Below are 13,707 nucleotides of genomic sequence, written 5' to 3' on the forward strand. Positions count from 1 at the left end.
AGACAGTCTTGAATCTGATTTGCTCAGCTTTGGGAATCCCAAGAGTCCACGGCTCCTAGAGCATGATGCCGAAAAGCGTGAGCGTCTTTCGGACGACATCAAGCTCTAACTATATAATGTAGAACAGGATTCAGATTTTAGGCCGACCGGGCCTAAAATCATCCTGTTCTAGCCCAACGCCGGGCGGGGTGTCTTTTCCGGCTCGGCGGCGGCAGGCGTGCCCGTCAGCGTCTGGCCATGGAAACGGCTTAGCTGGCTGACAACCTCCTGGATTTCGCTTGCCGTGCGTTCGGCACTCCAGCCGAGCGCCGCCTCGGCAACGGCGGCGATTTCCCGCAGGCCTTCCAGCGTCAACCGGCCCTCGATCGCAAGCGTCGTGCGGCGCATCACGATGTCCGACAGATGGACAACGAGTTCGTTCCGGGCGATCCAGTCGATCTCCCGGAGACTATAACGTGCAGCACCCGTCAGACGCTGTTCGTCGGAATAGCTTGAAGGGAAAGAGAGCAGGGCCACAGCCGTCGTGCCATAGCGGCCGAGCAGTTCGCCGGCACGCTCGGCAGCAACGCCGCTGCGCGCCGCGGCATCGCCGATCCAAGCGTTACGCTGCTCGGCATCCGCCGGAAAGGCCTTGCCGCCGCCTATCGCCAGATAGCGTGTCGACTGGCTGCGGCGGCGTTGCAGCCGGGAGAGAACGGTGTCGGCGACCTCTTCCGCAAAGCCGCGGAACGTCGTCCACTTGCCTCCGACCAGCGAAATGACCGGAAAAGGTCTGCCGTCCTCGGGTTCCTTCACCGGCGCGGAGTGGTCGCGGCTGATCAGCCCCGGTGCGGTTGCATCCGAAGCCGGTAGCGGGCGGATGCCGCTATAGCTGTAAACGATCTGATCGCGATCGAAGCGCAGCGTCGGCAGCAGCGAGCGGATGCTTTCGAGGAAATACTCGGTTTCCGGCTCCTCGCAGGAAACATTGTCCGGATCACCTGCCGGAATATCGGTCGACCCGACCAGTGCCAGCCCGAGATAGTCGTAGACCAGGCAGATGCGGCCGTCGTCGGCCTCGAAGTAGATCATGTGGCCGTTGAGGCTTCGCACCAATTCGGGATGGTCAAGCAGGATATGGGAACCCTTTGTGCCGCCGATCAGCCGCGATGGAGCGCCGAGCAAAGTGTTGACCTGATCGATCCAAGGACCTGCCGCATTGACGACCAGCTTGGGAGCGACGCTGAACTCGCGACCGTCGGGGTGCCGGAAGGTCAAACGCCCTTCTGAAACGGCAGCCAGTGTCGCGAAATTTGCCGCGAGGCTCCTCGCATTCGTATCGAGACCATCGCTCACGAGCTCATAGACGAGCCGCTCCGGCCTGCTGATCTTGGCATCGTAATAGATGCCGCCGGCGACGATGGCGGGGGTAATATGCGGCATTTCCCTGCGCGCCTGTTTCTTCAGGATCAGCCGATGACGCGGCATGACCTGGTCGCGCGAACCGAAGAAGTCGTAGAGCCGAAGCCCGATCTTGATCAGAACCGCGCCACGGCTGCGTGGCGCCGTCTTCGACCCAAGGAGCGTCCGGATCGCCGCCCAGATGCCGCGGGTCCAGGAAAAGACCGGAATGAAAGTCGGCAGCGGTTCGACGCAATGCGGCGCATTCTTGAGCAGGAGGTTGCGCTCAAGCGTCGACTGCGCCACCAGTCCGAATTCGCCCGTCTCCAGATATTTCAGGCCGCCGTGAATGAGCCGCGATGGTGCGGCGCTCGTGCCGGAACCAAAGTCGGCCTTGTCGACGATCAGGCAATTGACACCCTGTAGCGAGAGGTCGCGGAACAGACCGGCGCCGTTGATGCCTGCCCCGATGATCAAAACGTCGATATTGTTCTCGCCGAGGTTCGAGAAGCGTTGCTGCAAATCGGGGGTCATGCTCGTCGTCCTAAATCGCCCGCCGCAGCAGGCATTGTCTTTTCAGTTTGCCGATTGCTCCGGCGCAAGCGCGGCAATCTTCGGCCAAAGGGGGATCATCGCATCGGCAATGTCGCGGAATACCCGGTAACGCTTTTCATAATCCGCGCTGCGCGCCGCATCCGGCCGGCAAGTTTTCGCGATGGAAGCCGTATCGCGCGGATCGCTCTGCGGATCGGCAAAGATACCCGCGCCGGACCCGGCGCAAAGCGCAGCACCCCAGGCCGCCGCCTCATCCGTCTCGGTTACCGTGACCGGCATGCCAAGCACATCGGCAAACATCTGCACGACGGCAGGATTTCGCGAGACGCCACCGGCGAGCCGCGCCTGATCGAAGGCAAAGCCGTCGCGAAGCGCGTCGACATGGATGCGATGATTGAAAGCGATGCCTTCAAGCACGGCGCGCAGCATGTCGCCGCGGTCGTGCCATCCACCGAGCCCGAAGAAGCCGGCGCTGGCGGCTGCGCCATAAGGCGAGCCGAACAGATAGGGATGGAAGAGCGCCGTCGAGGGGCGCTTGAAAGCGGCGTCGATCTCGGGCGCCAACAGGGCGTGGATCGAGTTGCCTTGCACGTCGCCATTCGTTCGCTCGGCAGCGCAGAGCGTGTCGAGAAACCAGTCGTAATTGGCCGTCGATGCCGGGGAGATCGACATGCTGTTCCAGACGCCCGGCGCAATCCCGTTGCGGCAGAACCAGCGCCGATCGACACGCGGTTCCGACGAAAGCGTCTCGTTGATCGAATAGGTCCCGGCAATGACTGCGACAACGCCCCTGGCATAGCCCCCTGCCCCGAGCGCCGAGGCGGTGACATCGTGCAGACCGGCAACGACAGGCGTTCCTTCGGCAAGGCCCGTCCGCTGCGCGGCTTCACGGGTCACGCGCCCGACGACCTGGTCGGAGCGCGAGGCTGGTGGCAGGGCGTGGACGAGATCCTGCAATCCAAACAGCCGAAGGGCGTCCTCGCTGTAGTTCTGCGTTTTGACATTGGTGAAGGAGGTGCTGGCCTCGGTGCGGTCCGTACCGATGATCCCGGTCAGGCAGTACCGCAGCCAGTCCTTGCAGCTGCAGAAATGGCCAATGCGCTTGTAGCGCTCAGGCTCCATTTCGCGGATCCAGGCAAGCAATGCCGATGGCGCGGAGACATGCGGGATCTGCCCCGTCAGCTCGATCGCCAGGTCGGCGACATCGCTCTCCATCCACCGGTCGACGATCGCCCCTGCCCGGCTGTCCAGCGAGAGAATGGCCCGGCCGAGCGGCTTTTGGGCGTGATCGAGCAGGTAGATGCCGTCTCCATGCGCGGTAGCGGCAATGCCCTCTATGTCGCTCGCCGGCCGTCCGCTAAGGGAAATCGCTTCGCGGATGGCATCGGCCGTCGCGTTCCACAATTCATCCATGTCACGCTCGATATGGCGGGCCTTCGGAATGAACTGCGTGACGCGGCGGCGCGCGACTGCAAGCGGCGTGCCGTCGATATCGAAGATGACGGCCTTGGTGACTGTCAAACCACTATCGATCCCGAGCAGTGTCGGCATTTAAATTTACCTCACGAGGAGCAACAGGCCGGCGCCGTCAGGAGCGCCCTCCGGCGCCCTTGGCGATGACCACGTTAATATCTCTGGACCGCATGCGGTCGATGTGCACCGGCTGGGTCTTGTCGTCGACGATGACGACATCGAACTCATCCAGTGCTGCGAAACTGTGGAGCGCACGCCGTTCGAACTTGGTATGATCGGCAAGCAGGATGCGTTTTACGGAACAATCGAACATGGCGCGCTTGGTATCGACTGTTTCAGGAGACTGGTGCAGCACCGTGCCATCGCTGATCGCCGACATCGAGATGAACGCGACATCGGCCCTGAGAGCCTTGATCTCGTTGATGGTCATGCGACCCATGAAGGCATTGCACCAATTGTAATACTGGCCGCCGAGGGCGAGCAGCGTCACATCGTGCAGGCCCGTCAGCGCATTCATCAGGGTCAGGGAATTGGTAATTGCGGTGACCGGCGCCTTCGAAGGCAGATGTGCCGCCATCTGAAGAACCGTGGTCGAGTCGTCGAAAAAAATTGCCTGCCCCGGTTCGACGAATTGCATTGCCGCCTCGGCGATCAGCTTCTTTTCGGCTGACTGACGGTTCGAGCGGTAGACGTCGCTGGATTCGATGAGATTGGTCGCCGCCGCCGTGACGATACCGCGCGTCTTCCTGAAGAGGCCGCGGCTGACAAGTTCATCGACATCGCGGTGAGCCGTCATCAGGCTGATCCCAAAGCGGTCCGTCAGGTCTTCAATCCGCATCGAGCCTTCACCCATCACGGCCTCTGCAATCATGCGGCGGCGCGCGATCTGGCGCGTCTGCCGGCTGTCGCTGGTGAGCTGGTCCAACAGATCGTCGTCCCGGCTGGTCTTCTGTGTCACGGGTCACCCCTGTCGCTGAATTATGGATCCCAGCTTCGTACAGTGATTGCCGCGCCAAGGCAAAAAGGCGAAGCGCAACCGGCGGTTGGACCGCCGGCCATCGCTTCCAGCATGAAAATGAGGGCGCTCTTGCGAGCGCCCTCTACCGTTTACTGCGCCAGAACGAACGGGCCAGTGTACTTGTCGATGTTGTCCTTGGTGATCAACAGGCAATCGAAGAGCTGCTTTTCGCTCTTGGCGCCTGTGTTACCCGTCTTGATCAGGTTGTCGGCCTGCTTGACGGCTTCCTCGGAGAAGACGGCAACCGGTTGGAGGACGGTGTATTGGAGTTCGCCCGCCTTGATGGCGGCAACGGCATCCGGCGAACCGTCGAAGCCGCCGACCTTCACATTGGCGAGCTTGCCGGCTTCCTTGAGCGCGGCGATCGCACCGAGCGCCATTTCGTCATTGCCCGAGATGACGCCGACGATATCCGGGTTGGCCTGCAGCATGGACTGCATCTTGTTGTGGCCCTGGGTGCGGTCCCAGTTGGCAACTTCCTTGGCGACCTTCTTCAGATCCGGATACTGCGAAAGGACGGTCTCGTAGCCATTCGAACGCGTTGCCGCGTTGTTGTCGGACGGCGCGCCGAAGAGTTCGGCATAGTTGCCCTTGTCGCCGATCGCTTCGACCCATTGCTGCGCGCCGAGGGCGGCACCCTGTGCGTTGTTGGAAACAAGCTGCGCCTTCGCCAGGCCTTCCTGGTTGATTTCGGCATTGACGAGGATGACCGGGATGCCGGCAGCAACGGCCTTCTTGACCGCGCCGACGGAACCGTCGGCGTTTGCCGGGTCGAGGATGATCGCCACCGACTTGTTAGTGATCGCCGTATCGATCAGGTTGCTTTCGGTATTGGTGTCACCCTTGTGGGCGTTGACCGAGGCCGTGTAGCCCAGCTTTTCGGCGGTTGCCTTGGCGACATTGCCTTCCGTCAGCCAGTATGGATTCGACGGATCGTTGACGATGATCGTCATCATGCCCGCTGCCCAAGCCGAGCTTGCAAGAAGCGGTGCTACGGCCGCGGCGGCCAGAAGTATGCGCATGCCTTTCTTAAACATAGTCTCTCTCCCATTCGTGAGCTCAGTTATTGCCGGTGATCCGGCGTTGCTTTCCCCAATCGGCTTTCCTGGACTCCAGCCTGCCGTCGTGGATAAGTTTCGGTCTCAGCCGTCAGGACGATTTGACCCGGCGGCCGTATTGGATGCTGTTCATGAGGACGGCGAGAACGATCACAGCGCCGGTGAATACGGTCTGCCAGTAGGCCGAGACGCCAATGATCACGAGGCCGTCCGAAAGGAAGCCGATAACGAAGGCGCCGAGCATGGTGCCGCGGACCGTACCGCGGCCGCCGGTCAGCGCCGCCCCGCCGATGACCACGGCTGCGATCGCCGTCAGTTCGTAGGTTGTGCCAGCCGTCGGACCGGCTGAGGTCAGCTGCGAGGAGAGGACCAGGCCGGCAATCGCAGCGCAGACGCCCGAAAGCACATAGACGACGATCTTCACGCGCTTGACCGGGACGCCGGAAAGGTCGGCGGCCCGCTCGTTACCGCCTGAGGCGTAGAGCCAGCGGCCGAAGGCAGTGCGGCTCAGCACGATGCCGCAAATGATCGCGAGAACCGCAAGCACGATGACGCCGATCGGAATGCCTGCGAGCCGGTTGAAGCCGAGCCAGTCGAAGCCGGTATTGCCGAGTTCCGGACGGCCACCGAGATTGTTGTAGGTCAGGCCGTTGGTCATCAAGAGCGCGATACCGCGGGCCACGTAGAGCACGCCGAGCGAGGCGACGAAGGCCGGCACCTTGAGATAGGCGATCAGCACGCCATTGACCGCACCGACCAGTGCACCGAGCGCACATGTGATGACGACGACGGCCCAGACCGGCGGATAGAGGATGACGCCGAAATAGGTGAGCGTGACGCCCTGCATCAGGAAACCGGCGATGCAGCCTGCAAGCCCAAGCGTCGAGCCGACCGAAAGGTCGATGCCGCCATTCAGGATGACGAGCAGCATGCCGATCGCCAGAATGCCGAAGATCGCAACGTGCGACGCCATGATCAGGAAGTTGTTCAGCGTGAAGTAATAGGGCGACAGGAACGAGAAGACCGCGATGATGACGATCAGCGCGAAGAAGGCCCGGCCCTCCAGAATGAGACGCACGATATTGGTATTGCGCTTCTGCCCACTGGAAACTGATTTCTTTTCGGTGATATTCGTGACTGACATAATCAGTGCTCCATAATCCAGGCTAGTGCGCGACCACGGCTTCGCCGGAGGCGGCCATGATCTTTTCCTTGGTGACATCCGAGCCGAACTCGGCCGATATCCTGCCGCGATGCATGACGATGATGCGGTGCGCGATGCTCAGGCATTCATTGACTTCGGACGTCGAATAGATGACCGCCAATCCCTGCTTGGCGCGCTCCGCGAGCAATTTGAAAACTTCCGCCTTGGCGCCGATGTCGATGCCGCGGCTTGGCTCATCGAGCAGGATGACCTTCGGCTGGGTTGCCAGCATCTTGCCGATGACGACCTTCTGCTGGTTGCCGCCGGAGAGCGAGCCGATCGAAGCCGCACCGCCATCGGTTTTCACATGCACGCGCCGGATCGCGTCATTGACGAGATCGCGCTCCCGATGGCCGGAGGTGAAAAGCCCTTTGGTGAAGGCGCGGATACTCGCAAGCGACAGATTGGAGCCGACCGTCATCGTCTGGACGAGACCGTCGCGCTGGCGATCTTCGGGCACGAGCACGAGACCGCTGGTAATGCGCCCGGCGATGCTGAGCCCACTGACGTCCTGTCCTTCGAGCAGAACCTGTCCGCCACTTGCGCGCAGACGTCCGGCAACACACTCGAGCAGTTCCGTGCGTCCGGCGCCCATCAGCCCGTAGATGCAGACGATCTCGCCGGCACGCACCTTGAGAGACAGACGATCGACTGCATTATAGGCAGCGCCGGAGGGACCGGGGACACTGAGATTTTCGATGGAAAGCGAAACGTTTCCGAAAGTATGACCTTCCGGCGGGCTGCCGAGGTCGAAATTTTCGCCGACCATGTTGCGGACGATCCATTCGAGATCGATATCCTTGCGCTCGGCGTAGGCCGTCATGTTTCCGTCGCGCAGAACGACGGCGTGATTGGTGATCTGCAGCGCCTCTTCCAGATGATGCGAGATGTAGACGATCGACACGCCTCGGCTCGTCAGGTCGTGGATGACCTTGAAGAGCACTTCCACCTCGGTCGCGCTCAGCGCCGAGGTCGGCTCGTCCATGATCAGGATGCGCGAATTGACGGAGAGCGCCCGGGCAATCTCGACGATCTGCTGCTGGCCGAGGCGAAGATCCTCGACGCGCGTCAGCGGATCGATGTCTTCCTCGAGTTCCTCCATCAGCGCGCGGGTCTGACGCGCCTCTTCAGCGAAGTCGACGACACCGCCCTTGATGATCTCCCGGCCCATGAAAATATTGTCGCGCACACTGAGATTGGGTGCGAGGCTGAGCTCCTGGTGAATGATCGAGATCCCGCACTCGCGGGCATGGGTCGACGAGGTAAAGCTGATCGGCGAGCCGTCGAGAATGATCTCGCCGGAGCTTGGCTGCGCCACACCCGAAAGGATCTTCATCAGGGTCGACTTGCCCGCGCCATTCTCCCCGAACAGGGTTGTGACCTGGCCGCGATGGATGTCGAAGTTCACTCCCTTGAGGGCGTGAACGCTGCCGTAGGATTTTGCGATGTTGCGGGCAGCGAGGACGACCTCGCCTTTCGCCCCGTTGCTGCGTTGCGGCTGGTTCATTTGAGCTCGACCTTCACCGGCGTGACGAGCCAGTTCTTCGGGTTGATGAGCTTGAAGACGCCGACCACGGTCGCCTGCTTTCCGTCCAGGGCGTCAGCATCCAGGCCCGCGAAAACCGCCTTCTTCATCTCGTTATTGATGGCCGAGCCGGCATCCTGATACTGGATCTGGTTGGTAAACTGGCCGAATTCGATGGTGCCGGTTGCATCGCGGAGGTCCGTGCCGTTGACCGCAGGGCCGGTCTGGACACGGACCACCGTCTCGGGAGGCAACCCATCGATCTTCATTTCGTTGGTGTTCGACTTGCGGGCGCCGAAAACGCCGGTCAGCGTGACGGGAATGACCGGGCCGGTGCTCGTCGCGGTACCGTATTTCTCGGCCGCCGCCTTCTTGTCGGCAGCAATGGCGGCCGCGAGATCGGCCGCCGCAACGGCCCGCTCCTCGACATTCGCCTTGATCTTCGGGAACTGCTCGGCGCCGAAGGTTTCCGGAGAGAATGCCTGCTGCCGGACATCGTTTTCGGAACCGATCCTGACGACCGTCGTATCGAACACGATCGCCGCAACGACGACGGCCGCCAACGCCGCGCTGACAAGGAGCGTGCGATTGCCGCTGCTCGGCTTTGATGCTGGATAATCGGGCGAGGTACTCATGTCCGGACGGCCTTTGGCTTGGAATGGCGAGGTGGAGAAGGCTAGCGCGATGATGATCGCAGACGCGCTGAAGCATTGCGTCGCACCGGAACAGAAGCCGGCGGACCGCTCGCAAGAGCGCAACTCTGGACGAAAATTCGCATTGGAAGCCTCCTCAACAAGACCGGCGGCTGTCTCCTCCAACCGCCTGGGCCTGCAAATTCTCCATCAGGAAGCCCACTTCCGTGATAGAAGTATGTTATTTATGTCGTAAATGATGTTATATATTTTATAGGCTGTCAACGGCACTTTCGCGGTAACTCGACTGAAATGCACGACCTCACATCTTGTTTATCACGCTGCACTGCAGCAAAAAGGGGTAGAAAATGCAGACGCTTTCACACTTGTCATTCTACCGAGCGCTGGCGCCATCTGTCTGTTTTGAATGCAATATCTCACAGATTGAATATTGCGCATACTGCGGCTTTTGATGCCGCCCGCTGATGGCGTGGCGGGGCGGAAGCAAACTCCTCACTCTTCTATTTTAAATGAAAAAAATTACATCGCTAGAAAAATCTTACTGGCATTATGGTATCTTTATGTTATCATTTCGAGTGAAGCTAGGGAGGTTTCGGCTGCGCGCCAGATCTGGGATTTGCCAACGGCGGCGCGATTGCCGTCATCCGTGAAAGGACCGACGTTGGCAGCCGGATGCATCATCCCAGAGAGTTTAGGGATCGGGAGGACTTCGGATGAATTTGTTGCGCGTATTGCCCGCCGCGGCGCTTGCGATGGTGGCGAGATAGGCCTGCGATGACATCGACCCAGAAGATCATCATTGGCATAGATGCCGGCACCTCGGTCATCAAGGCTGTCGCCTTCGATCTGTCCGGACGCCAGATCGCCACGGCTTCCGTTCGCAACCGATACGCCACCGGAGACGATGGCTCGGCAACGCAGTCGCTGGATCAGACCTGGCTCGATTGCGCCAGCGCGTTGCGTGGCCTCGGCGAAAAAGTCCCTGATCTTGCGTCCCGCACCGCAGCCATCGCCGTCACCGGACAGGGCGACGGCACATGGCTCGTCGGCCGCGGCAATAGGCCGGTTGCCGATGCCTGGCTGTGGCTCGACGCGCGCGCCGCGCCGACAGTCAACTCGCTCGCCGGCGGAACGCAGAACCGTGCCCGCTTCGAGGCAACAGGCACCGGCCTCAACACTTGCCAGCAGGGCGCGCAACTCGCCCATATGGACCGCTTCACGCCGGATCTTCTCGATCGGGCGGAGGCGGCGCTGCACTGCAAGGACTGGCTCTATCTCAACCTCACAGGCGCGCGAGCAACCGATCCATCGGAGGCAAGTTTCACCTTCGGCAATTTCAGAACACGCCAGTATGATGCCGTCGTGATCGACGCGCTCGGCCTTGACCACAGACGCGGGCTCCTGCCCGAAATCATCGACGGCAGCGAGATCAGCCACCCGCTGACATCGGAGGCGGCGAAGGCCTGCGGGCTTCTTGTCGGAACGCCGGTTTGTCTCGGCTATGTCGACATGGTGATGACGGCGCTTGGAGCAGGCGTGCGCAGCGGCGCTCGCAACGCCGCCTGCTCGACGATCGGCTCGACCGGCGTGCACTTGCGCGCCAAGTCCGTTGCCGACGTTCAGCTCAATCGTGAGGGCACCGGCTATGTGATCGCCCTGCCCATTCCCGGCATCGTCACTCAGGTCCAGACGAATATGGGCGCCACGATCAACATCGACTGGATCCTTGGTGTCGCCGCCTATCTGATGGCCGAGGCGGGCAAGCCTGCTTCGCATGCAGACCTCATTGCGCGCATCGACGGCTGGTTTGCAGAAAGCCGGCCGGGGTCGGTGCTTTACCATCCCTATATTTCCGAAGCGGGCGAACGCGGGCCTTTCGTCAACGCCAATGCGCGCGCGGGCTTCACCGGGCTTTCGATGCGTCACGGCTTCCCCGACCTGCTGCGCAGCGTGGTCGAAGGGTTGGGGTTTGCCACCCGCGACTGCTACGCGGCGATGGGCGCGATGCCCGAAGAGTTGCGGGTTACCGGCGGGGCAACACGCTCCGTCGCCCTTCGCCGTTCACTTTCGGCCGCCGTCAACGCACCGATCCGTCAGTCGCGCCGCGAGGAGACAGGGGCGGCCGGCGTGGCGATGATGGCCGCGGTGGCTGTCGGCGTCTATTCCAGCATGGACGATTGCATTGCCGACTGGGTGACGCCGCTGCTCGGCGATCCGGAGATACCGGATGCCAGCGAGACCCATCGGTTCGACCGGCTCTTTTCTGCCTATACCGATGTACGCCAGGCAATGGCGCCCGCCTGGGACAAGCTTGCCGAAGCCGCAACGACGTCGCCACTGGGCGCGTAATTCTGATGCAGCAGGCATCGAAGGAGCATGACATGACCGAACCCGAACTCCTGGATCTCTTCGTCATCGGCGGAGGCATCAACGGCGCGGGGATAGCACGCGATGCTGCGGGCCGCGGCCTGAAGGTCGTGCTGTGCGAAAAGGACGATCTGGCCCAGGGAACCTCGTCGCGCTCGGGCAAGCTGGTGCATGGCGGCCTGCGTTACCTCGAATATTACGAATTCCGCCTGGTGCGTGAGGCATTGATCGAGCGTGAAGTGCTGCTCAATGCCGCGCCGCATATCATCTGGCCGATGCGCTTCGTCCTGCCGCACAGCCCTGAGGATCGCCCCGCATGGCTCGTGCGGCTCGGCCTCTTCCTCTACGATCATCTCGGCGGGCGCAAGAAGCTGCCCGGGACCCGGACGCTCAATCTGCTCCGCGACCCGGAAGGCACGCCGATCCTCGATCAATACACACGCGGCTTTGAATATTCCGATTGCTGGGTCGACGACGCCCGCCTCGTGACCTTGAATGCGGTCAGCGCAGCGGAAAACGGCGCTCTGGTGCTGACCCGCTCGCCGGCCGTGTCGGCCCGTCGCGAGAATGGCGGTTGGACCGTGGTCACGAAAAGCAACGCCACGGGGGAGACGCGAACCTTCCGTGCCAAATGTCTGGTGAACTGCGCCGGCCCCTGGGTGATGGACATCATCAATCGCGTCGCCGGTTCGAACTCCGGCCGCAACGTCCGCCTCGTCAAGGGCAGCCACATCATCGTGCCGAAGTTCTGGGCGGGCGCCAATGCCTATCTGGTGCAGAACCACGACAAACGCGTCATTTTCATCAATCCCTATGAGGGCGACAAGGCGCTGATCGGGACGACCGATATCGCGTACGAAGGCCGGGCCGAGGATGTCGCCGCCGACGAGACGGAAATCGAGTATCTGCTCAAGGCGGTCAATCGCTATTTCAAGGAAAAGCTGCGTCGCCACGACGTGCTGCACAGCTTCTCCGGCGTGCGCCCGCTGTTTGACGATGGCAAAGGCAACCCGTCGGCCGTTACCCGCGACTATGTCTTCGATCTCGACGAGACTGGCGGCGCTCCGTTGCTCAATGTCTTCGGTGGCAAGATCACCACATTCCGCGAGCTCGCCGAACGCGGCATGCAGCGCCTCAAGCACATTTTCCCGAACATGGGAGGCGACTGGACTGAGAAAGCGCCGCTGCCCGGCGGCGAAATTCCGAATGCCGACTACGAGAGCTTCGCCAACAGCCTGCGCGATATCTATCCCTGGATGCCGCGCGAACTCGTGCATCACTACGGCCGTCTCTATGGCGCCCGCGCCAGGAATGTGGTTGCCGGCGCGACAGGCATGGAAGGGCTTGGGCGGCATTTCGGCGGACAGCTCTATGAGGCCGAGGCCCGCTATCTCGTCGCCACGGAATGGGCCGAGACGGCCGAGGACATCCTCTATCGCCGCACCAAACATTACCTCCATCTGAACGAAGCGGAACGCGCGGCCTTTGGCGAGTGGTTTGCTTCCACCCGCCTTGCCGCCGCCTGAAGGATGCCGCCATGCCGCTGACCCTTTCGCTCAATACCAATCCGCTGGTGAACCGCTTCGCCGACCCAGACGATCTGATCGACACGGTTGCGCGTGATTTGCGGATCCGCGACCTCCAGTTGACCCACGAGTTCATCAATCCGAGCTGGCAGGCGCCGGTCATCCGCCGCCTGACGCGCACGATGAGCGCCGCGCTGAAGCGCACCGGCGTGCGGGTTACCTCGGGCATGACCGGCCCCTATGGGCGCCTCAACCATTTCGGACATCCGGATGCCGAGGTGCGCCGCTACTACGTCGACTGGTTCAAGACCTTTGCCGACGTCACCGCCGATCTCGGCGGCCATTCGGTCGGCACGCAATTTGCGATCTTCACCTATAAGGACTTCGACGATCCGGCCAGACGCGAGGAACTGATCAAGATCGCCATCGACTGTTGGGCCGATGTCGCCGAGCATGCGCGCGCCGCAGGCCTCTCCTACATGTTCTGGGAGCCGATGAGCATCGGCCGCGAGTTCGGCGAGACGATCGGCGCCTGTCAGTCGCTGCAGGAGCGGCTGACATCCGCCGGAATGGCCATCCCGATGTGGATGATGGCGGATATCGATCATGGCGACATCACCTCCGCCGATCCCGACGACTACGACCCCTATGCCTGGGCACGCGCCGTCCCGTCGGTATCGCCGATCATCCACATCAAACAGAGCTTGATGGACAAGGGCGGGCACCGGCCCTTTACCGCCGAATTCAACGCCAAGGGCCGCATCCAGCCGGCACCTCTGCTGCAAGCGCTGGCCGAAGGTGGGGCGAAGGACAATGAAATCTGCCTGGAACTCTCCTTCAAGGAACGCGAGCCGAACGATCGCCAGGTCATCCCGCAGATCGCCGAAAGCGTCGCTTTCTGGGCGCCGCACATCGACACCGGCGTCGCCGACTTGAACATCTGAGGCG

At 61.8% G+C, this 13,707-nt stretch carries 11 protein-coding genes; 4 read left to right on the forward strand and 7 right to left on the reverse strand.

Annotation, left to right across the window (positions count from 1 at the left end; translation table 11 throughout):
* Positions 1–168 precede the first annotated feature (168 nt).
* The 7 genes from G9X64_RS13755 to G9X64_RS13785 form a co-directional block, all read right to left on the reverse strand.
* Positions 169–1,914 carry a glycerol-3-phosphate dehydrogenase/oxidase gene (locus G9X64_RS13755; RefSeq protein ID WP_168315745.1) on the reverse strand — a complete coding sequence of 582 codons (1,746 nt, stop codon included), beginning with the start codon at positions 1,912–1,914 and terminating at the stop codon, positions 169–171.
* Positions 1,915–1,956: 42 nt separating this feature from the next.
* Positions 1,957–3,486 carry an FGGY-family carbohydrate kinase gene (locus G9X64_RS13760; RefSeq protein WP_171376713.1) on the reverse strand — a complete coding sequence of 510 codons (1,530 nt, stop codon included), beginning with the start codon at positions 3,484–3,486 and terminating at the stop codon, positions 1,957–1,959.
* Positions 3,487–3,523: 37 nt separating this feature from the next.
* A complete protein-coding gene (locus tag G9X64_RS13765) occupies positions 3,524–4,366 on the reverse strand; it encodes a DeoR/GlpR family DNA-binding transcription regulator (RefSeq protein WP_062941572.1) in 843 nt (280 codons plus the stop codon).
* Positions 4,367–4,515: 149 nt separating this feature from the next.
* Positions 4,516–5,463 carry a D-ribose ABC transporter substrate-binding protein gene (locus G9X64_RS13770; protein ID WP_003550839.1) on the reverse strand — a complete coding sequence of 316 codons (948 nt, stop codon included), beginning with the start codon at positions 5,461–5,463 and terminating at the stop codon, positions 4,516–4,518.
* A gap of 112 nt (positions 5,464–5,575) precedes the next feature.
* A complete protein-coding gene (locus G9X64_RS13775) occupies positions 5,576–6,628 on the reverse strand; it encodes an ABC transporter permease (RefSeq protein WP_168315747.1) in 1,053 nt (350 codons plus the stop codon).
* A 22-nt stretch (positions 6,629–6,650) separates the two neighbouring features.
* Positions 6,651–8,195, reverse strand: coding sequence for a sugar ABC transporter ATP-binding protein (locus tag G9X64_RS13780; RefSeq protein ID WP_168309062.1), 1,545 nt, complete (start codon positions 8,193–8,195; stop codon positions 6,651–6,653).
* Positions 8,192–8,848: a DUF2291 domain-containing protein gene (locus G9X64_RS13785; RefSeq protein ID WP_168315748.1), complete on the reverse strand. Its 657-nt coding sequence runs from the start codon at positions 8,846–8,848 to the stop codon at positions 8,192–8,194. The genes G9X64_RS13780 and G9X64_RS13785 overlap by 4 nt, the downstream gene beginning before the upstream one ends.
* Before the next feature lie 49 nt (positions 8,849–8,897).
* Here G9X64_RS13785 and G9X64_RS13790 point away from each other — a divergent pair, with 49 nt between their 5' ends.
* The 4 genes from G9X64_RS13790 (at position 8,898) to G9X64_RS13805 (ending at position 13,703) form a co-directional block, all read left to right on the forward strand.
* Positions 8,898–9,101 carry a hypothetical protein gene (locus G9X64_RS13790; protein WP_246270951.1) on the forward strand — a complete coding sequence of 68 codons (204 nt, stop codon included), beginning with the start codon at positions 8,898–8,900 and terminating at the stop codon, positions 9,099–9,101.
* Positions 9,102–9,640: 539 nt separating this feature from the next.
* Positions 9,641–11,215, forward strand: a complete 1,575-nt coding sequence (locus G9X64_RS13795; RefSeq protein ID WP_246270952.1) for an FGGY-family carbohydrate kinase — start codon at positions 9,641–9,643, stop codon at positions 11,213–11,215.
* Between the two features lie 32 nt (positions 11,216–11,247).
* Positions 11,248–12,759: a glycerol-3-phosphate dehydrogenase gene (locus tag G9X64_RS13800; RefSeq protein WP_171376714.1), complete on the forward strand. Its 1,512-nt coding sequence runs from the start codon at positions 11,248–11,250 to the stop codon at positions 12,757–12,759.
* A gap of 11 nt (positions 12,760–12,770) precedes the next feature.
* Positions 12,771–13,703: a sugar phosphate isomerase/epimerase family protein gene (locus G9X64_RS13805; protein WP_171376715.1), complete on the forward strand. Its 933-nt coding sequence runs from the start codon at positions 12,771–12,773 to the stop codon at positions 13,701–13,703.
* Positions 13,704–13,707: the final 4 nt, after the last annotated feature.

Source organism: Rhizobium sophorae, assembly GCF_013087515.1.
Taxonomy (GTDB): Bacteria; Pseudomonadota; Alphaproteobacteria; order Rhizobiales; family Rhizobiaceae; genus Rhizobium; species Rhizobium sophorae.